Origin of the sequence: Treponema sp. HNW, assembly GCF_050320395.1 — a bacterium.
GTDB lineage: Bacteria > Spirochaetota > Spirochaetia > Treponematales > Treponemataceae > Treponema_C.
This window is the reverse complement of record NZ_CP144459.1, coordinates 2,658,156-2,678,969: the sequence shown is the minus strand read 5'-3', so window position 1 is coordinate 2,678,969 and position 20,814 is coordinate 2,658,156. Positions and strand designations below refer to the sequence as shown.

The 20,814-nt window shown below is 45.7% G+C and carries 15 protein-coding genes and 1 pseudogene; 10 read left to right on the top strand and 6 right to left on the bottom strand.

Annotation, left to right across the window (positions count from 1 at the left end):
• Positions 1-8 precede the first annotated feature (8 nt).
• On the bottom strand, positions 9-1,175 hold the full coding sequence (locus V1L52_RS12615) for a galactokinase (RefSeq protein ID WP_428770143.1): 1,167 nt from the start codon (positions 1,173-1,175) through the stop codon (positions 9-11).
• Positions 1,176-1,243: 68 nt separating this feature from the next.
• On the opposite strand from V1L52_RS12615, the gene lnt reads away from it, so the two are divergent.
• From lnt to pyrE, 10 genes are all read left to right on the top strand, one after another.
• Positions 1,244-3,016 (top strand): apolipoprotein N-acyltransferase, encoded by a 1,773-nt coding sequence (gene lnt / locus V1L52_RS12610; protein WP_428770142.1) that lies wholly within the window; start codon positions 1,244-1,246, stop codon positions 3,014-3,016.
• Between the two features lie 76 nt (positions 3,017-3,092).
• Positions 3,093-4,928, top strand: a complete 1,836-nt coding sequence (locus V1L52_RS12605; RefSeq protein WP_428770141.1) for a methyl-accepting chemotaxis protein — start codon at positions 3,093-3,095, stop codon at positions 4,926-4,928.
• 287 nt (positions 4,929-5,215) lie between these two features.
• Positions 5,216-5,677 (top strand): hypothetical protein, encoded by a 462-nt coding sequence (locus V1L52_RS12600; protein WP_428770140.1) that lies wholly within the window; start codon positions 5,216-5,218, stop codon positions 5,675-5,677.
• 340 nt (positions 5,678-6,017) lie between these two features.
• Complete coding sequence (gene pyrB / locus V1L52_RS12595) at positions 6,018-6,956, top strand: aspartate carbamoyltransferase (RefSeq protein ID WP_428770139.1); 939 nt, start codon at positions 6,018-6,020, stop codon at positions 6,954-6,956.
• A gap of 1 nt (position 6,957) precedes the next feature.
• A complete protein-coding gene (locus V1L52_RS12590; protein ID WP_428770138.1) occupies positions 6,958-7,413 on the top strand; it encodes an aspartate carbamoyltransferase regulatory subunit in 456 nt (151 codons plus the stop codon).
• Positions 7,414-7,443: 30 nt separating this feature from the next.
• Positions 7,444-8,391 carry a dihydroorotate dehydrogenase electron transfer subunit gene (locus V1L52_RS12585; protein ID WP_428770137.1) on the top strand — a complete coding sequence of 316 codons (948 nt, stop codon included), beginning with the start codon at positions 7,444-7,446 and terminating at the stop codon, positions 8,389-8,391.
• Entirely contained in the window at positions 8,388-9,374 is a 987-nt protein-coding gene (locus tag V1L52_RS12580; RefSeq protein ID WP_428770136.1) for a dihydroorotate dehydrogenase, read from the top strand. Before V1L52_RS12585 ends, V1L52_RS12580 begins: the two co-directional genes overlap by 4 nt.
• 9 nt (positions 9,375-9,383) lie before the next feature.
• Complete coding sequence (pyrF, locus tag V1L52_RS12575; protein WP_428770135.1) at positions 9,384-10,154, top strand: orotidine-5'-phosphate decarboxylase; 771 nt, start codon at positions 9,384-9,386, stop codon at positions 10,152-10,154.
• Between the two features lie 31 nt (positions 10,155-10,185).
• Positions 10,186-11,445, top strand: coding sequence for a dihydroorotase (locus V1L52_RS12570; RefSeq protein WP_428770134.1), 1,260 nt, complete (start codon positions 10,186-10,188; stop codon positions 11,443-11,445).
• A gap of 59 nt (positions 11,446-11,504) precedes the next feature.
• Positions 11,505-12,158, top strand: coding sequence for an orotate phosphoribosyltransferase (pyrE, locus tag V1L52_RS12565; protein ID WP_428770133.1), 654 nt, complete (start codon positions 11,505-11,507; stop codon positions 12,156-12,158).
• 72 nt (positions 12,159-12,230) lie between these two features.
• Here pyrE and V1L52_RS12560 read toward each other — a convergent pair.
• The 5 genes and pseudogenes from V1L52_RS12560 to V1L52_RS12540 form a co-directional block, all read right to left on the bottom strand.
• Positions 12,231-12,851: pseudogene (locus tag V1L52_RS12560) on the bottom strand (Rpn family recombination-promoting nuclease/putative transposase); the annotation flags it as partial.
• A 494-nt stretch (positions 12,852-13,345) separates the two neighbouring features.
• On the bottom strand, positions 13,346-14,206 hold the full coding sequence (locus V1L52_RS12555; RefSeq protein ID WP_428770132.1) for an Rpn family recombination-promoting nuclease/putative transposase: 861 nt from the start codon (positions 14,204-14,206) through the stop codon (positions 13,346-13,348).
• Positions 14,207-14,885: 679 nt separating this feature from the next.
• Entirely contained in the window at positions 14,886-16,907 is a 2,022-nt protein-coding gene (locus tag V1L52_RS12550; RefSeq protein WP_428770131.1) for an InlB B-repeat-containing protein, read from the bottom strand.
• 604 nt (positions 16,908-17,511) lie between these two features.
• Complete coding sequence (locus tag V1L52_RS12545; RefSeq protein ID WP_428770130.1) at positions 17,512-18,249, bottom strand: DUF4469 domain-containing protein; 738 nt, start codon at positions 18,247-18,249, stop codon at positions 17,512-17,514.
• A gap of 1,458 nt (positions 18,250-19,707) precedes the next feature.
• Positions 19,708-20,586, bottom strand: coding sequence for an Rpn family recombination-promoting nuclease/putative transposase (locus V1L52_RS12540; RefSeq protein WP_428770129.1), 879 nt, complete (start codon positions 20,584-20,586; stop codon positions 19,708-19,710).
• Between the last annotated feature and the right edge of the window lie 228 nt (positions 20,587-20,814).

The following is a 20,814-nucleotide window of genomic DNA, read 5'->3' as shown; positions in this document are numbered from 1 at the left end:
ATTCCTCATCAGCCGATAAGTATGGAAGCGCCGCCTGCGGGCTTTACCTCGTAACACACGGGGTGAAAACCGAAAATGCGTTCGTACTCGGCAATTTTCTTTTTGAATTCTTCAACATCGCCTGTTTTTAGAATCGTATATAAACAGCGTCCGAAGCCCTTGCCGGTTATGCGCGAGCATGCGGCAGGTTTTCGGGAAGTGGTCATTTCAAATTCCAGCACCCGTTTTACGAGCCAGTCGATTTCGGGGCAGGAAATATTATACAAGTCGCGCATGGATTCGTGGGACTTGTTTATCGCTCGGGCAAACGAAAAAAAGTCTCCGCCGCGCAGTCCGTCGGCCGCTTCCATTATACAGTGATGTTCTTTCATCACGCACAAGAGACGCCGCCTTGTATCTTCGGTTACTACCGAAAAAATATCGTTTATTTCATCCTCGTCGTCGTTGTACACCCAAAACCCTTTTTTTTGCAGTTTTAATTCGGCCATAAGCAAAAAGTTTTCCGGACAGCGCAAACTTTCTTCGTCCCATACGGAAATGCGCGGAACTCTGGCGTCGGTTAAGAGAACGGAATAACCGTCGAATTTAAAGGGCAGGGGGGTACTCGTGTTTTTTGAGTGGTCGATTAAAAGGCAGGTATCAGGCTGAGCGTACAGGGCCGCATAAAGGTCTGCAATATAATTGCCCGTGTTTAAAAAAAACTTATTACCGCGCTCTATTGCCTGCAAAATCTGAGCATCCGAGCAGGGATGCTTAAACAGGGTTTTACAGACAAGGGCCGTTGCAAGTTTAACCGCTGTCGTAATGCCGAATCCCGCCGAGGGCAATATCTCGGAAAAAACGGTAATGTTCATGCCCCTGCACTCAAAGCCGCAGGAATTAAAACCCGCTATAACCGCTTTTATTGCATTTGCCCACCGATCTTCTTTACGAAATTTTAAAGTCGATACGTTGCCGCGTTTTCGTTCATTCAGTTGATGAAAGTAAAAACGCAAAGACGAATCCTGCCGTGCCGATGCCGCAATAAAGACCGGGAGATCCACAGCCATGGACAGGGTTTTGTCTTTAAAATACCAGGTATGCTCCCCGATAAGATGAAACCGACCGGGGGCGGAAACCAAGACATCGGGCTTTTTGTCGTATTCTTTTTTGTGAATGTCAATGACCCGTTTCATATCAGTACGATGACCGCCTCTGTATCATATTGATTTTTAAAAACAAAATCAGGTATGATGATAATATAATGAGAAGATTTTTACAAGTTTTTTCCGTAATTTTTTCCGCAATAATCACCGCTTTTGCCGTTCAAAACGAATTTTTGCCCTTCGGATCGCCTTTTTTAGGTCTTTTTGCCCTTGTTCCGCTTTATTTGTCTTTGTCAAAATCGGTTTCATTTAAAGAAGCGGGTGTTTTAAATGCCCTTTATATGCTCTTTACCCATGTTTTGACAAGCTTTTGGCTCGGATATTTTAAAGATTTTGCCGTATTTACCCTCGGTGCAACGGCGCTTTTTTATACGGTTACGGGGTATTTTTTAGGTACCCTGTTTTTTGCTCCTTTTTATATAACGCGTAAAACCGCCTTGGAAGAAAAAGCGGGGCTCAAGCCTCTGAATTCGGTCATACGGATTTTTTTGTTTGCCGCCCTGTGGACAATGTACGAATGGAGAAAATCGACCGGTTTTTTAGCCTACCCCTGGGGAACCCTTGTCATGAGCGCATGGAAGTGGAAGCTTCTTACGCAAATAGTCGATATAACCGGTACTTACGGCATCGGTTTTTTATTTTCCCTTTTTAACGCGGTTGTTGCCGAGGGCCTTTTTTTGCACGGTACGGGGCAAAAAACCGCGGGGGACCGATGCCTGTCCGGTTATGCCGGAGCCGCCGTTTTGTGCTGCCTGTTTTTTATTTTCGGCAGCCTATACGGTCTGTATCAATACACAAAGGAAAGAATACCCGTAAAAAGCGTAAGCACTCTTTTGGTTCAGCCGGTTTTCGATTCATGGCTTACGGATACCGGAGAGGATGCGGTATTGCCTTCAATCGAGCTTACGCAAAAAGCCTTGGACAGGGCACAAAAAAGGCCGGACGCGGTTATATGGTCCGAAAGTATTTTAACCTATGCCTTTCCCGAAGCCTATGCTTATTACAGTTATAACCCTAAAGAAGAGCCGCTTATCCCTTTTATACGAAGCACGGGTATTCCCTTTATTATAGGAGGTCCGGTTGAGATAACGGGGGCGGCGCCGGCTCATACGCGGCCGAATAAGGATGCCGCTGAAGGCGGCAGGGGTGTTTTTTCCGTATCACAGGTACGGGAATTCTGTAATTCCGCGCTTTACTTTGATGCGGCCGGGTGCTGGGTTGATTTTTACGGCAAGGTACAGCTTGTTCCCTTTGCCGAAGTTATTCCCTATTCGGATAAACTTTGGATGCAGACCCTTATGCAAAGCCTTGTCGGTTTTTCGAGCGGCTGGACACCGGGAAAATTCTATACCCTCTTCGATATCCCTATAAACCGGGGCGAAGGCGCTTCGGACGGGGATTCGGTAAAAGTCGGTACGCCCATATGTTTTGAAGATGCCTTTCCCTATGTATGCCGCAATTTATTTTTCGAAGGAAGCGAAGCTTTTTTTAATTTGACGAACGATGCATGGTCACGTACAAAGTCCGCCGAAATTCAGCACTACGTTATAGCCTCCTTCCGCGCACAGGAATTCAGAACAACTTTGGTGCGCTGTACAAATGCCGGTTTTACCTCCGTTACCGATCCTGCAGGCCGCATTTTATACAGCCAACCTCTTTTTGAGAGTACGGCCGGTATTTTCGACGTACCGATTTACGAGCGTCGTATAACCTTTTACGCCCGTTTCGGCGATTGGCTACCCGCTTTTTTGCTCTTTTTATGGATACTGTTCTATACGGTTTTTTATATTCGGCAGGGCGATAAAAACACTTGCTTCGGTAAAAAAAATCATCCCGTTACGGATTTACAGGCCGCGATTGAAACTCCGTAAAAAAAACTTGCGCGAATTCATAAACGGGTATAGAATGGAAGGTGTAAATTTACTTAATATAAAGAAGGCTGTTACTATGGACGAAAGAGTAAATGATACCGGTCCGCAAAAAAAGCGGAAAAGTTTAAATCTGAAAATAGGAGCGGTGTTTTGCGTTTCCATGCTTATGTTTCTTGCCGTTCTTTTGCCCATTACGGTTTTGACGATACGGAAGACTGCACAAAAGGCCGTCGATACCAATGTGACACGACAACTGGAAGGTGATATATCGGTTATTGAAAACTATTTGGAAATACTGTACGGGACACTAACCGTAAAAGACGGGGAATTAAGGGGAATGGGAGCACCCGTTCAAATTCAACACATTGACCGTCTTGCTTCCATGTTCGATATTGAAATAACCGTTTTCGATTTTGACGGTCAAAATTTTAAACGTATATTGACCACGATTAAAAATGCCGACGGTAAACGGGCTTCCGGAACCTTGTTGGATAAGGGAGAAGCCTATAACCGTATTTTATCCGGAAATCACTACGTAGGCAGTGCGCAGATATTGGACAGGGACTTTATCACCGCCTATGTTCCGATACAAAGAAGCGGTAAAATAAGTTACGTGCTTTTTGCAGGTATAGAAATGACCGAGATTAATGCAGGCATTGAAAGCGGCATACAAAGATCGGTTATATCGGTCGTTACCGTTTCGCTTGTTCTTTTGATTGTTGTTGTTATAATTTCGGTTATAATCGTTACCGGATTGATTGTACGCCCCATCGGCAACATGGTTCCCGTTTTGCACGATGTTGGGGAGGGCGATTTAACGGTCAAGCTTCCCGTCAGAGGCAACGATGAAATAACCGATTTTTCGGTTTATTTTAATCAAAGTATTACGAAGATGCAATCGACTTTAAAATCGGTTCTTGACAGCAGTGATGAAATGCGTCAGGTCGGAGAAACTCTTGCCGGCAGTATGACGGAAACGGCCAGTGCGGTGCATGAAATAAGCTCGAATATCGAAGGCATTAAAGAGCAAACGGATACGCAGGCCGCCAGCGTGGGAGAAACCGCATTTACGGTAAAAAACATTATAGATGCAATAAATAAACTGAATGAAAATATAGAAAATCAGGCGGCAAGCGTCGCGGAATCTTCCGCCGCAATAGAGCAAATGGTGTCGAATATAGCATCTATCACACAAACACTGAGTAAAACCGACGGCGTTATTAAAACTCTCGCCGATGCAACTGCGGACGGAAAAGAAACGATTGCAACTGCCGGCGGCGTTACCCAGCGTATTGCGGAAGAATCGGGCAGCCTTTTGGAAGCCTCCGGTGTTATTCAGCATATTGCAAGCCAAACCAATTTATTGGCAATGAATGCCGCTATTGAAGCCGCCCATGCCGGAGAATCGGGAAAGGGTTTTGCGGTTGTCGCCGACGAAATACGAAAACTTGCCGAAGAGTCGAGTTCGCAGGGGAAAACGATTACCGAAACACTGAAAATTCTCAGCGGTGAAATAGAAACTCTGTCCGCATCGGCAAGGGTAGCCGAAGAAAAATTCAATATTATTTTTAATTTATCCGAGCAGGTCAAGCATATGAGTACCAGTCTTACCGATTCGATGCGTGAACAGGAGGGGGCCGGTAAAGAAGTATTGACCGCAATACGCGATATAAATGCGATTACAAATGAGGTAAGCGACGGTTCCGCTCAAATGCTGCACGGCGGACAGGCTGCGGCAAAACAAATGGAGAAACTTGACGACTTGACCCGTATTATAACCGACAGCATGAATGAAATGGCCGCCGGAGTTGCGCAAATAAATCACGCGATACAGGACGTAAACGAAGTTACGCAAAAGAATAAGCAGAGTATAGAAAGTCTTGCGGTCGAAGTGAAAAAGTTTAAAGTATAACTGCGGCAGACTTTAACAAGTTCCGGGAAATTACTGCTTACAGCGATTCCTCCTATAAAAGAATTTGACAAAAATATGTATGCATAATACTATGACCGGGCAAAAATGAGCGATTATTTAAACAAATGCTATCGATAATTGTTTGTTTCTTTGTAATAAGCCTTTTTATAAGATTGTGTTACTTTTTGTTCAATTTTGTATACCGAAGAAGTGATGAAGTTATTCTCTGAAAAAATTATTTTGTAAAAGTGATTCCATATAATTGATTTAGAGGAGATTAGAGGAATATGAAAAAATATTTGTCGTTACTTGTACTTCTCTTTGCTTATACTTGTTTCGCGGAAAATGCAGGTAAAACAGTTTTTTTGGAAAATTATTTTGGTAATAAAAATTTTCAGATTCAAAAATATTCATTCTCCGAATTTGATTTTTATTTCGCATATAACGAGATAGAGGGTGTGCCGACTGTTTTTTCTAAGGGGATTATGTTTTTAGAAAAAGAAGATGGTTTTATTAAGCCGATCGGATATTTTCTTAATGAGATAATTTATAATTCCGAGGGGATTATTTTTTCCGGTACTATAAAAACACAGACTTTCTCAGGATGGAGTGTAAAAGTCATAGAAAAGAATTCCGGTTTTTCAACGGTTTTTTATACAAATGACGGGAAAAATAAAACGGAAGGGCCTATTCTGGTATGGAATAAGAATAAATTGGAAAAATTCATTATCGATAAATCAATGTGGTAATTTTGCACCGTACTGTATTAGAATGATGTATAAAAATAATGGATTGAATTCTTACGAGTTTGGTATTATTTTTCGATTCAATCGATACGGAAACGGGAGATTGGCTCATCCACCCATTGACATCTTTTCTTTACTCGTGTTATAATCCGTCAATTTGAAATTATAAGGGTGTGTATGCGGATACAAACGGAGAAAAAAAGAGGCTCGTTATGTAAACACGCGCTTGCCGTTTTTAAATGGCGCTGTGCGGCGCATATATTATCCGGTTACGATACCGTAATTTGTAAGGATACCGTTTCTTTTTGAAAACGGTATCCTTTTTTTTATTCGGGGAGGTTTTATGATAAACGGAAAAAAGGATATCATTTCGATGAATGATTTAAGCGCCGAAGAAATCCTGTTTATTTTGGAAAAGGCGGCACGCATCGAAAAAATGCCGGAAAAGGATAAGCTTTTGCTTATGAGCGGAAAAATCGTTGCGACGATGTTTTACGAGCCGAGTACGCGCACCAAACTTTCGTTTGAAACGGCGGCTATGAGGCTCGGTGCGAACATTCTCTATTTCGATGCCGATCATTCATCGGTAAAAAAGGGCGAGTCGTTTTCGGATACGATTAAAATGATAGAATCGTATTCGGATATGATTGTGATACGGCATCCGATGGACGGGGCTGCGCGTCTTGCAGCTTCGGTGTCGCACAAGCCGGTGTTAAACGGGGGCGACGGTTCGAATCAGCATCCGAGTCAAACGCTTTTGGATTTATACACAATTCAAAAAGAAAAGGGCACCCTGGAAAATCTGCACGTCGCCTTTGCGGGCGATTTAAAATACGGGCGCACGGTTCATTCTTTGGTAAAGGCGCTCAAGCATTTTAATCCGACGATTTATTTTATTTCGCCGCGCCTGCTTGCAATGCCCGATTACCTGCTTGACGACTTGGACGATGCGGGTATTACATATCACGTGTGTGAGCATTTTGCCGACTGTTTGAGTTCCGTCGACGTGTTTTACATGACGCGCATTCAAAAAGAGCGCTTTCCCGACCCGGAAGATTACGAAAAGGTAAAGGGCGTCTACGTTATCAATCGGGACAACATTGAAGGAAAATGCAAGGACGATATGATTATTATGCATCCGCTGCCGCGGGTCGATGAAATAGCAACGGATTTGGATACTACGCGCTATGCACGCTATTTTGAACAGGCGCGAAACGGTATTCCCGTCCGTCAGGCAATGATGACGCTTTCGCTCGAAAAAGTACAAACGGGGGATAAATAATATGGAATTACAAATAACGGCATTGGAAAACGGGGTTGTTATAGATCACATTCCTTCGGAGCGCACCTTTGCGGTTGTTAAACTGCTTAAGCTGAAAAACTACGAAGATGTGGTAACGGTTGCGGTAAATCTTAAAAGCAAACTTTTGCATAAAAAGGGATTGATTAAAATTGCAAACAAAACCCTTTCACCCGAAGAAACCGCAACGGTTTCCCTTCTCGCTCCTCATGCAACGATAAATATTATACAGGATTCCAAGGTTGTAAAAAAAATTGCCCTTGACCTTCCCGACGAAATTGAAGATTTGATACACTGCGAAAACTTAAAATGTATTTCGAATGCGGAAGTTATTCCCTCGCGTTTTACAAAGGTACGCTCTCACGGCGAAGACTGTTACAAGTGTTTTTACTGCGAGCGCGTTACAAAGGCGGGCGATATAAAACTGAATATAAATTGAACAAACGGATATCATTTGAACGGAGCGGACATGATACGGAATTGTACAAGGCGGAATTTTGAAAAAGTTCGGGTTCTCTCGAACCTCTATGCGGGAGGCGGATGTTATTGCATTACGGTTGTACCGGAAGCGGCCGCGCATACAAGACCTTTACCGAGTGCGGGTTGTTTTTATATGCTTTCGCTGAACGATTCTTCGCGTATGCTGCCCCGTCCTTTAAGCCTTTATTCCTTTGATGCAAAAACCGGAGAGACCGGCTTTTTATACCGGCCTATGGGAGAAGGAACGAGGGAGCTTTCCCTGTACGCGGCCGGAAACAGTCTGCACCTTCACGGACCATTGGGGCGGGGCTTTGATATTCCTTCGGCAGTATCCCCGATATCGGATGACGTTCCGGCTTTCGGAACATCCGGGGCAGTTGCGCTTTCAGAGCCTCAGATTGCCGATCCGAAGCAAGCGCCCCTGTTTATTGTTGCGGGAGGCGGTATAGGACTTGCGCCTTTAAACCTTGCGGTACGCGAAATTCTTAAGCGCAATCCGAACTCCCGCATTCTTTTTATTGCGGGCGGCAAAGACGAAAGTATAAAAGAGCTGATTGATTTTTTCCGCCTTCCCGCCGAAGTTGAACTTATACTCTGTACGGACGACGGCAGTGCGGGAAAAAAAGGCTTTGTTCCCGATATTCTTGCAGAGTATCTTAAAACCACGGGATTGATTTCGGCGCCGGCGGACAAACCGCCGAGTACGGCAGAGCCTGCGGTTTCCATGCTTTATGCATGCGGGCCCAATCCCATGCTCGAAAAGCTGGCGGCTTTTTCCAATGAGTACGGTATTCCCTGTCAAATCTCCCTTGAGCGCAGAATGGCATGCGGTTCCGCCGCTTGTATGGGCTGTTCGGTTAAAACCTGCGGGGGGATGAAAAAGGTGTGCGCCGACGGCCCCGTCTTTGACGCAAAACTGTTTAAGGATATAGGATGAATACACTTGAAGTTACTATAGCCGGAATGCGTTTAAGCAATCCTCTGATGAGTGCAAGCGGCTGTTTCGGCTACGGAACCGAGTATGCCGACATCTTCGACCCGAACCTTCTCGGTGCGGTTGTGTTAAAGGGGATAACGCCCGAAGCGCGCGAAGGAAATGCGGGGGTTCGCATTGCGGAAACTCCTTCGGGCATGCTTAACTGTGTCGGCTTGGAAAATGTCGGCTTGGAAAACTTTATACAAGTGATTGTACCCGAAGTGCGAAAATCGGTGAGGGGTCCTCTTATTGCGAATATCAACGGAAAAACCGTTGAAGAATACGCCCTTGTTGCCGAACGGCTTTCGGACAATGCCGATATAGCCGCCCTTGAATTGAATATTTCATGCCCGAACGTAAAGGAGGGCGGTATGGCTTTCGGCACCGACCCCGTGCAGACTGCGCGTGTCGTTTCGGCCGTGCGCAAAGCTTCGGCCAAACCGCTTATTGTAAAACTTTCGCCCAACGTTACCGATATATGCGCCTTTGCAAAAATCGCCGAAACCGAAGGGGCGGACGCCCTTTCCTTAATCAATACTATTTCCGGAATGGCAATCGATATAGAAAAAAAGAGGCCGCTTTTGGGCAATGTGTTCGGAGGTCTTTCCGGCCCTGCGGTAAAACCCGTAGCGCTCAGGATGATTTATCAAAGCGCACAGATTACCTCGCTTCCGATTATCGGTATGGGCGGCATACAAAATGCCCGCGATGCAATCGAATTCATTTTAGCGGGAGCTTCGGCTGTGGCGGTCGGGTGCGCTCTTTTTAAAAACCCCCTTGTCTTTACCGAAATAAAACAAGGCTTGGAAGAGTATTGCGCCGCGCATACATGCCGCATAGCGGATTTGGTCGGAGGCGCCCATTCGGACGGAGGGGAAGCGTATAGAAAACGTTTGGGGAAAACCGCAGCCTTTGATAAGAGTTTGTCCGAAATACAAAAATAGGAGAAATATATGGAAGATACAATTCGGGAAAAATTGATTGTCGCCCTCGATTACGATAATGCGGACGAAGCCGAGGTCTTGGTTAAAAAGCTCGGCTCCCTTGTGTCCGTCTACAAAGTGGGTTTGGAAATCTTTTTGCGCACAAGGGGTTCTATTGTGGAACGATTGCACGCACACAATAAAAAGGTGTTTTTGGATTTAAAGTTTCACGATATTACAAACACCGTTGTACAAGCCTGCCTTTTTGCCGCCGAGCAAAACGTGTTTATGTTTAACATTCATTGCGCAAACGGCGAAAAAACGATGGAAGCCGTTTCCCTCATGCTCAAAGAGCGCGCGTCGAAAAGTCTGTGCATAGGCGTTACCGTGCTGACGAATTTATGCGACGGCGATATGAAAGGCTTTTACGGGGAACATTTTAATACGGCACAAACGGTGGAAGCTATGGCGGCGGCGGTCAAGCGTTCGGGGCTTCACGGAATTGTCTGCTCGGCACATGAAGCGGCGGCGGTAAAAAACCGCTTCGGAAAAGATTTTGTAACGGTGTGCCCCGGAGTGCGGCCCGCAGAGGTGCACAAATTCGACAGCGCGCGAAAAGAAGACCAGTCGCGGGTTATGACACCCTACGAGGCCGTCAAAGCCGGAGCCGATTATCTGGTAGTCGGCCGCCCGATTACACAAAGCGAAAATCCGGAACAAACGGTACGCCTTATCCTCGATGAAATATGCGTCGCCGTGGGTACGGAAACCGGCAGCACGGAAACCGTCACGAAAAATTGAAGCCAAGGATGTACTTATTAGGGCTAAGGGTATGCTTGTATTAAAAAATGCCCGAAATGTATCGGGCGAAAAAACGGATGTCTTTATCGACAAGGGAATCATTCAGGATGTACGTCCTTCCGTCGGATGTAAAGCGGCCGGAAACACTTCTCGATTTGCGGCCGGGGGTACTTCATTTTTTGCGGGTGCTAGGGAAATCGACTTGGAAGGAAAAATCCTTATGCCGGGTATCATCGATTTACACACGCACATGAGGGATCCCGGCCTCACGCATAAAGAAGATTTTTATACCGGATCGCGAGCATGTGCCAAGGGCGGCATAAGCTTTTTTTTCGATATGCCCAACACCGTGCCTCCTACGGTAACCGAAGCGGCTTTGAAAGAAAAAATGCAAAAAGCCCGCGAGCGCTCAATTGTGAACTGCGGCTTTCATTTCGGAGCGTCAAACGAGGATAACGTTGAAGAAATCCGAAACGTTATACAAAGCGGCGCGGCTGTCGGCACAAAGGTATTTTTAAACGAAAGCACCGGCCTTATGCTTATCCGCGACAGAGAACTTTTAAAGCGTGTTTTTAAAGCGGGCGGTTTAATCTTTGTGCATGCGGAAAACGAAATGATAGATACGGCGGTTGAATTAAACGCGCGTTACGGAAGGGGATTGTACATTTGCCATATTTCTTCAAAGCGGGAAATGGAAGCGGTTATAAAGGCAAAGCAAAATCCCGAACTGAATAATAAAAATCATCCCGTCTATGCCGAAGTTACGCCCCACCATTTATTTTTAACCGAAAACCTGCGCTCTGAAAGTCCCCGCCGTGATATGCTTTTACGCATGAAGCCCGAACTTAAAAGTCAAAGCGATGCGGATTTTTTAATGCAGGCGATAAAAGACGGCTTTGTCGATACAATCGGTACCGACCACGCCCCGCATACCGCCGAAGAAAAATTAAGCAAGCTTTGTTTCGGCATACCGGGTGTTGAAACCTCCCTTGCTCTTATGCTTACTGCGGTACATCGGGGCTTAATCGATATGAACACCGTTCAAAAACTGATGTGCGAAAATCCCGCAGCGATTATGAACTTATCGAAAAAAGGGAAGCTCCTTCCCGGCTTCGATGCCGATATTATTGCCGTAGACCCCCATAAAGAGTGGACGTTGACAGCCGACGACCTTGAATCGAAATGCAAGTGGTCGCCCTATGAAGGCCGGCGCTTTACGGGAAAAAATATACTGACGATTGTCGGCGGAAAAATCGTCTATGAAAACGGCCGGTTTAAAATAGACGGCTGAAACAAGGCCGCTTACGGCAATCAATAGTAAGAAAATCTTATACATAAGGAGAATGTAATATGAACAATATTCAAAAAGAGCTTTCGAGGGATGATATAAAGCTTGCGGCGGCCCGCTCCCTGTTTGAAACAAAGGCGGTAAAAATCGATGTTGCGCACCCCTTTACCTTTGCTTCGGGCATAAAAAGTCCCATCTATTGCGACAACCGCCGTATTCTCGGCTTTCCCGAGCAGCGCAGCCTCATCGTGTCCTGTTTTGTCCGGCTTATAGCCGGCTGCGAAAGCGATGTAATTGCAGGGGTCGCAACGGCCGGGCTTCCCTGGGCTTCGTTTATCGCTTCCGATATGAACATGCCCCTTGCCTATGTACGCTCGGCGGCAAAGGATCACGGAACAAAGAGCATGATTGAAGGCGCCGATATAAGGGGGAAACGGGTTATCTTAATCGAAGACCTTATATCGACCGGAAAAAGCAGTATTCAGGCGGTACGCTCATTGCGCGACGAAGGAGCAGCGGCGGTTGAATTAAAGGCGATTTTTTCATATCAGTTCGATCAGGCTTCACGGAATTTTGCCGAAGAAAACTGTCCGTTTGAATCCCTGTCCGATTTTTCGGTGTTGATAGGTTTGCTGCAAAAAGAAAACTACCTGAGCCCGCAGGAAGCCGAAACCGCCCTCAAGTGGAATAAGGATCCGGAACACTGGGAAGTTTAGAGGTTCCTTTCATACTTTTTTCAAAAGGCGAAACTTGACCTAGAGGGGGCCGATGTAAAAAAGCGCAAGGCTTTACAGTTTTTCTATTTCCGCTTCGGAAAGCCCGGTTACCTGCAGTATCTTTTGATTTGAATCTCCCATCTGTTTTAATATGCGTGCCGTTTCCAAAGCTTTTTGCCGGGCGCCTTGGGTGTAACCGAAATGCTCCCAAGAGGCCTTATCGTGTTCATACTTCATGCGGTTTTCATACAGCCACCGCTCTTTCGGGTCCTGCAGCATTACGTCTACCGTTTCATTTGCCTGTTCCATTGCAGGAGAGTTATCGGCAAGCATAGCACGCACCTCCTTATCGTCCGTTTCTATAAAATTCAGCCAATTTATCAGCCGTTGTGCTTTCTCATTCGGTTCGGCTTTTACCGTTCGCTTTTCTTTTGCCTTAGCTAAGTTTAAAAAGTGAATCTCAAGTTCATCGGAAAGTTCAGTATGCAGATGTCTTTCAAGAACCCGATATGCACTGTGCAAAAGACTGTTTAACTTAAAACCTTCACCGACTATATTTATTGTAATACACTTAGGCAATTTTGTATACACTTCACCTTTCCGTAAGTTTTCGGTATACATCTTCGCCCAATAAAAAACGGTACGCTGTGCAAACTCATCGTTCCACCGGTTTTGAATTTCGATGTCTATGACATATTTCTTGTCCGCAACATAAACATATACAACAATGACGGAAGCGTTGGAATGCCCCGCAAAAAGGCTTCCGCGCTTCGCTTGTGCAGAATTTTTTGCGTGTCATTCACGCTTCCGCCGTTACTATATCTGCGGACAAAAAACTGTACCGGTATAAAAAGAGGCATAAATGAGCAATTCTGAAGAATTGCTCACCGAAATTTGTTCATATGCGAGATTGCCGCTGGCAATCTCGAGTTAAAGAGAGCGGCGCTATTTCAGCCGCTCTCTTTAAACATTATAGGTTTGATATGAAAAAAAAGAGACTTTTTCCGAAAAAAATAACTTTATTTTATGAATGCAAGAGCGTATAGAACAGCGGGAATGAAAAAAGAACAGCACAAATCGGACAGGGAAGATGTTTTACCCTTTGCTTTAAATACACCGTCGGCTTAGGCCTTAGTTATTTTTGTGTTTTCTTGCGCTAGGGGGCCGATGTAAAAAAGCGCAAGACGTTACAGTTTTTCTATTTCCGCCTCGGAAAGCCCGGTGATTTTGTGAATATCATCCAAAGGGTAATTCATCGACTTCATTACAGCTGCCGTTTCCAATTTGTTTTGCCGGGCACCTTCTTCCAAGGCTATTTCACGTTCTTCTTCTCTTTGAACCGCTATATCGGTTGCGTAATCATATTCTGCCAATAACATATTCATTACCTCCCGCGATTTGCGCTCCAAGTACTCTTTAAGTATATCATTATTTATACATTCCTGTACAGCTTTTTCAAAGCCTTTTTCCCTGTCAAGCTTGAGGTGTTTTCGCACCGTTTCTACAAATAAACTGTACTGGGCAAGCGGTTTACACTGCTCAAGAATTGTATGTGCTTTATCCTGATTGATATTCACCACTTCGACAATGAGTTCAAGGTTCGGCTGTGAGCCGGCCGTCATAAAAGCGTCGGAAAGTTTTAGCGTTTTATATTCCGGAAAATCTTCTTCTCCGTTGTAAAAGACGTAGAATTCGGGAGTAGGAATTTTAACCAAACGGCGCAAATACTTATCCCGCGGATTTTGTATCTGCTCATATAAGCGGACTACATACTCTAAAAAACGGAACGGCATGTTTTCATTAACGGTAGACTGGTGTTCTGCAAGTACAATGATTTTATTATCTACAAGGAAAGACACATCGTTGTAAAAGTTCATATACAGGATTTGCTCCAGTCTGATATGACGCAGCTCACAGTCAAGCGGCAGCTGTGTTCCGTGCAAGGCATTGTATAAACTGATAAAGTTTGATTTTGCCGACTTATCCGCCCCGAAAAAGTCGGCAAACACCGAGTCCTTATAGGTTCGCTTGGGATTAGCCTTTGTCATACTTCACCTCCATCTATATATATAGGTGTCAGTTGACAAAAAAAGACACTTTTTCCGAAAAAATATTTTATGACCGGCACGGATGCCGGAAAAAGTCGATTATCCCCGACGTTTTAGGCGGTGTGTACACCGCCTAAAACTCGTAGCATAAAAACTCACACGGATGTGAGTTTTTATGCCCGCCACGGACGGCGGTAAAGGCTATATATCCAATACTGTCTTTACGTGTGAGCAATTCTTCAGAATTGCGAACCTAAAGCTATTTTTATGCGAGTTTTGCAAAGCAAAACTCGTCGTGCAAGTGAGCGGCGCTATGTGAGCCGCTCACTTGCACCTGCACACGGATGTACAGAAAAGCCGTTAGTAATCAGTTTTGAGCTATGCTCAAAACTGGAGTTCAAAACCGCACAGGATGTGCGACGGAGCCGACGTTATTTTAAATCTTTTATGTTCCGCCACGGACGGCGGAAAAAAGCTCTAGATAATGAGATTTGGATGCGGCGGAACGCCGCATCCAAATCTCAAGTTGAAAACGGAACAGGACGTGCAAAATGCTGCACATAAAAAATCCTGTTTCAAATCCTGCACACGGATGTGCAGAATAGCCGTACATAATCAGTTTTGAGCCATGCTCAAAACTGGAGTTCAAAACCGCACAGGATGTGCGGTTTTGAAACGTTTACGGCAGCGCCGTTATGTTGCCGAACTTTTTCCAGCCCTTGGCGGCTTGGTAGGCGGCTTCCGAGCCTGCGGGTACTTTTAAGGTTACGCCGGATAAGTTTACGAACTCAAAAAAACTCTCAAGGACATTTATGCTCGGCGGGGCTGCCGCCTTACAGGTAACACTCTCAATAGCCCTACAGAATCTGCAAAAATAGTATCCATGTATGTCAGTAAGGGTAGAAGGAAGTTCAAGCGTTTTAAGCTTTTTGCAATCGTTAAGGAAATAGTACTCCAACAATTCACTAATGCCTTCGGGGATTGTTACCGCTTCCACAGCAGCGCCGGCAAGGAAGTGTGAGCCTATAGAGGTAAGCGAAGAGGGAAGATTGACCGTTGCTAATTTCTCGCAGTATAAAAAACTTCCGTCTTCTATTGTTGTAAGACCGTCGGGCAAGATAACGGAAGTAAGATTCTCACATCGGGAAAAAGAGTTATTACCCAGTACCCTAACGCTTTCGGGAACCGTATAAGAGGTGCCCGCTTTTTTCATAGGATAGCGAATCAGCTTTGTTTGAGCCTTATCGAATAAAACACCGCCGGCTACACTTAAAAAGTCGCTTTCTCCGCTTAAGGCAAAGGCACTTAGATAACCGAACGATATATCTTTGTCGAAACCGGTTAGGGTGTAGGTAATACCTTCATATTCAACAGCCGTACTGAGGGTGTATACACCGCTCACACTTTTCGCTTCTGTCATTATCACGTGTTTTTTAACCTTGTCGGTTACTCTGTACTCTTCCCCGTTGGCAAGGGGAAACTCATCGGGAACGGCTACCGAAGAAATAAAAGAAACCGTTATCCGTGCCGCCTTTGTTACCCTGTGCTCATAGGTGTTTGCGGTGTTGCCCGCTACGGTTTCATTGTTTACCGTCCATTTTTCAACCTTGAAGCCTGCATCGGGGGCTGCCGTAAAGACTAAAAGTGTGTTTTCGGGAACCTGAGTGCCTGAGGTAAAAACAGACCCTCCTTCTTTGTAGACGGCACTGAGGCTTCCGTTAGGGGGAGTACCTGCAACGCCGAATTCTACTTTAAAAGTTTTTACCTTAAAAGTTACATGAACCGTTACGTCTCCCGTTATTTTTACCATTGCCGTGCCGCTTCCCTCCGTTCCGCCGGAAAGGACTTGCCCGCCCGTAATGCTCCACTTGTCTACCGCATAATCCGAATCGGGGCTTGCGGTAAAGACGATTTTTTTGCCTTCTTCTACCATGCCGTCGGAAGGAAGAGCGGGGTCGGCACTTATGCTGCCGTGTGCTCCTGCCGTCATGGTTACAAGGTGTTTTGGGGTAAGGGTTTTTTCTTTAAAGACAACCTTTACGGTAAGGGGGGCTTTAAGGATTACGCACGCGGTGTTGTTTTGAGGCGTGCCTGTGCCCTCCTCAAAGGTCATTCCCGCCCCGGTGATTTTCCACTCTTTTACCTCGTAACCGGGGTTAGGAGCTGCGGTAAAGGTTACGGCTTTGCCTTCCTGTACCGTATTGCCTGAGGTAAGAGGAGCTCCGTCCGCTTTTGCGCTAAGAGTTCCGTTTACGCCTTCCACTCCGAAGGTTACGGCGTGTTGGGGAAGCGGAGTGCTGTTATCTTCAAAGCTCACCTTTACCGTTACCGCCTTGGTAATATTAAGCGAGTAAGTGTTGTTATTGCCGTTTACCGCCGACCCGTCAAGCGTCCAGCCCTTTACCCGGTACCCGCTTGCAGGCGTTGCGGTAAAGGTTACGGTTTTGCCTTTTTCTACGCTTATGGGGCTTGTCTCCGTTTCCGCTATACCGTCCGATTTTGCCTTAAGTGTGCCGTTTGCACCGTCCACACCGAATTTTACCTCGTACTTGGGAACAGGTGTTGTACCTCCGCCGCCTCCTCCTGCGGCGTTGGGGCAGGCGGTAAAAAGCCCCATAATCACGAGCGATGCGGCAAGTGCAAGTACTGCCGCCCAACTTGTAAAGCGCTTTTGGCTTTTGTTTTTGTTTGAGTTTTTCATATCAAACCTCCAAAATACCGATAATCGGCGGGCACATCGGGGCGGGTGCAAAAGGTTGTATAAACAATACTGAATGTGTGCGACGTGAACTCGACCCGCAAAAAGGCTTCCGCGTTCGGGCGCGCACGCCCTCACTTGTGCAGATTATTTTGCGGGTGCGAAACCCCGTCGCACACCACAGTATATTTGTACGGTACGACCATAGCACTGCGCCCGTGTACCCGCCATTCCCGCTGTTCCTACGGAACAGCGGAAGTCAATTTCCATAGTCCCGGCATGGATGCCGGAACAGCCATAGATACCGCGAGTTTGCCGTAGGCAAACTCGTTGCATAAAATCGGACACGACGTCCGATTTTATGCCTCCCGTACACGGATGTACGGTAAAGCTGTAAGTAATGAGTTTTGAGCTATGCCCAAAACTCGGGTTAAAAACGGAACAGGATGTTCCGTTTTTAAACAATCCCGTATCGCCCGATACGAAGGTGCCGTATCGCCCGATACTAGGGGCTCGTATCGTCCGATACGAAGGTGTCGTATCGTTCGGTACTATGACCTCGTATCGGACGGTACTAAGGTGCCGTTCCGAGCGATACGAACCTGTGTTACGCTTTTGCCGTGCATGCAAGTTTGTATGCAATTTCGCGCAGTTCTTTAAGTTTGATGGCACCTCCCGTATATTTTGTTTTTACCACCACCGTTACCTTTCCCGCAGGAACCGTCGCAGGTACGCGGGCGATTATTTGGCTCGGCTGGTTTACCGAAAGGCGGCGGGTAACCTTGTGTTCGGTGCCGTCCGCAAGGCGGAAAAAGACGCCTTGTGCCGCGTCGGTTTCGTCTATTTTAAGCTTGTTGCCTTCGATGATGATGTCATCGCCGATGGTGAGGGTACCGTCGTTTAAGCCCGTTGCGGTGTCGGTTACGGCGGTTATGCGGGCGCTTTCTTCTTTTGCGCCCATTACTTTTACGCCGATTGCGTCAAGCACCGTGCGTAAGTCGGCGGTGGGGATGAGGTCTACCGTACGTTTGTGCACCTTTTCGTCGTAGGGGGCGTTTTCGGTAGCCCACACACCCGACACGCGCGGGCTTATTTGCACCAAGCCGTCCATAAAACTGATGCCCTCTTGGATAAGGTCTTTAACCGCCTTGTCCCGCATGTTGAGTATGTTGATGATGGTTTCTTTTCGGAACTCGCTTCTCTCTTTGGTGATGAGTTCCGCGATGTCCTCGTTACGCTGAGTTGCGGCGTGAGCGTGAACGTCCGCAATACAGTCGCGGTCGTTTTCCTTGGTTAAGGTGTTGGGACGAAGATAGACTTCCCAAACGCTTTTCTTTTTTGCCATAGATTCCTCCTTTTTCTTAGGGAAGGAAAGACACTTTTTCGGACAAAAGTTTCTTTCCTTCCCTAAAACCCATCCTATCTTCCAAATACCGCTTAGGGCTTAGCCAGCCCTAAGAACCCGGCCTATACAGCTGACAGCTGTACGTTCGATATTATCTTTAAGTGTGAGCAATTCTTAAGAATTGCGAACCTAAAGCTATTTTTATGCGAGTTTTGCTTCGCAAAACTCGCCGTGCAAGCGTGCGGCGCTATGTGAGCCGCACGCTTGCACCCGTACACGGAGGTACGGAAAAGCCGTTAGTAATCGGTTTTGAGCTATGCTCAAAACCGGAGTTCAAAACCGCACAGGACGTGCGGTTTTGAAACTGTGTATACAAAAAACGCACAGAGCGGAAAAATCCGCTTTGCGCGTTTGGGTATGAGAAAATTATGCTGAGTGTGTGATTTTTCGAAAGTGTAAATTTACAGCGCGAGTTTGCAGTAAGAAAGTTAAAAGCTATATGTCCGCGAGTTTCGGCGGCCGCCGAAACTCGTTGCATAAAAGCGAGCTGCCGCAGCGCGCTTTTATGCCGGTGCTGAGTGCTGAGTGCTGAGTGCTGAGTGCTGAGTGCTGAGTGCTGAGTGCTGAGTGCTGAGTGCTGAGTGCTGAGTGCTGAGTGCTGAGTGCTGAGTGCTGAGTGCTGAGTGCTGAGTGCTGAGTGCTGAGTGCTGAGTGCTGAGTGCTGAGTGCTGAGTGCTGAGTGCTGAGTGCTGAGTGCTGAGTGCTGAGTGCTGAGTGCTGAGTGCTGAGTGCTGAGTGCTGAGTGCTGAGTGCTGAGTAATTATGGGGGCGCGTTCGGCTTTGTCAAGTACTTTGTGCCCTTTTTGTGCGGAAAAGATAAAAGAGGTAGTATCTGTCTTACCGTTCATAAGTCCTCGTAAAAAGTTAATATAACGCACAGCACAGATGTAGGTAAGCGGATTATCCGCAATGTTTTAAATCCCGGCACGGATGCCGGAAAAAGCTGCAAATACCCGATGTTTTAGGCGGTAAAATGCCGCACATAAAACATCCTGTTTTAAATCCTGCACACGGATGTGCAGAAAAGCCGTTAATAATCAGTTTTGAGCTATGCTCAAAACTGGAGTTCAAAACCGCACAGGACGTGCGGTTTTGAAACAAACTCGTCGCATAAAACCGAGCAGGAAGCACGGTTTTATGCCATGTTCCCGTCCGGTTCACCTTTTCCCATACGCTTTCCGACCCGTACACGGACGTACGGAAAAGCTATAGGTAACCAGTTTTACGCAAAGCGTAAAACTGAAGTTAAAAAGGGAACAGGACGTTCCCTTTTTAAACATTATATCCCATTTCTTCTAAAAAAACAAAGTTTTGGGGAAAGTTTTTTTAATTTGTTTTAAGGGAGTACAAAGTGTGAGTGCCGAGTGGTGAACTTTGCATTTCGACATTAGCACTTTGTTACAGTTTTTCTATTTCTTCTTTGGAAAGTCTTGTCATTTGCATAATAAAGTCAAGTTCACAATTTGCTTGTTTCATCAGTTTTGCCGTTTCAAGCTTTGTTTGGTAGGAGCCTCTCTTTATACCTTGTTCAATGCCTTGTTGTATGCCAATCATTAGGCTTTCTTGTCGTTGTACCGCTATGTCGGTGTCGTAGTCATATTCGGCTATTAACATATTGATTACCTCCTTTGTTTTGCGTTTTAGATAGTCACGCAAAATATCGTTTGCTATACATTCCTCAATGGCTTTTTGAAAACCGTTTTGAGAATCGGCTTTTTTCCATCTGCGTACCGTTTCTACAAAAACAGTGTATTCATACATTGTTTTGCAGTTTTCCAATACGGGATGGCGGTTTTGCCGGTTTACATTTATTATCTTAACGGTTAATTCAAGATTAGGCAATGAAGATTTTTCAATAAAGGCATCCGAGAGTTTCAGAATTGTATCGGACGGATAGGCTTCTTCTCCATTGTAAAAAACATAAAACTCGGGCGTCGGAATGTGCAAGAGTTTACGGCTGTATTTTTCTTTTGATTCAAAGATAGTTTCGTACAGGCGGCTAATATATTCAAGGCAGCGTAAAGGCATGTTAGGATTTATTGTTGACTGATGTTCGGCCAGTACTATGATTTTATTATCAACAAGATAAGACACGTCATTATAAAAAGTCATGTACAAGACTTGATCCAAGCGGATGTTCTTTAAATCTTCCGTAGCTGTAAGAGAAGTTCCGTGCAAGGCATTATAAAGCGATAAAAAGTTTTCTTTTGCTTTTTCATCTTCTGCGAACAAATCAACAAAGACAGAATCTTTGTACTTTCTATTTGCAGTACTCATAACTTGCCCTCCTATCCCGTACACGGATGTGCAGCTTTATGTCCGCCATGGACGGCGGAAAGGCCGATTATCCGCGATGTTTTGCAAAGCAAAACTCGTCGCATAAAACCGAGCAGGAAGCACGGTTTTATGCCATGTTCCCGTCCGGTTCACCTTTTCCCATACACTTTCCGGCGCATACACGGATGTATGCTAAAGCTATAGGTAACCAGTTTTACGCAAAGCGTA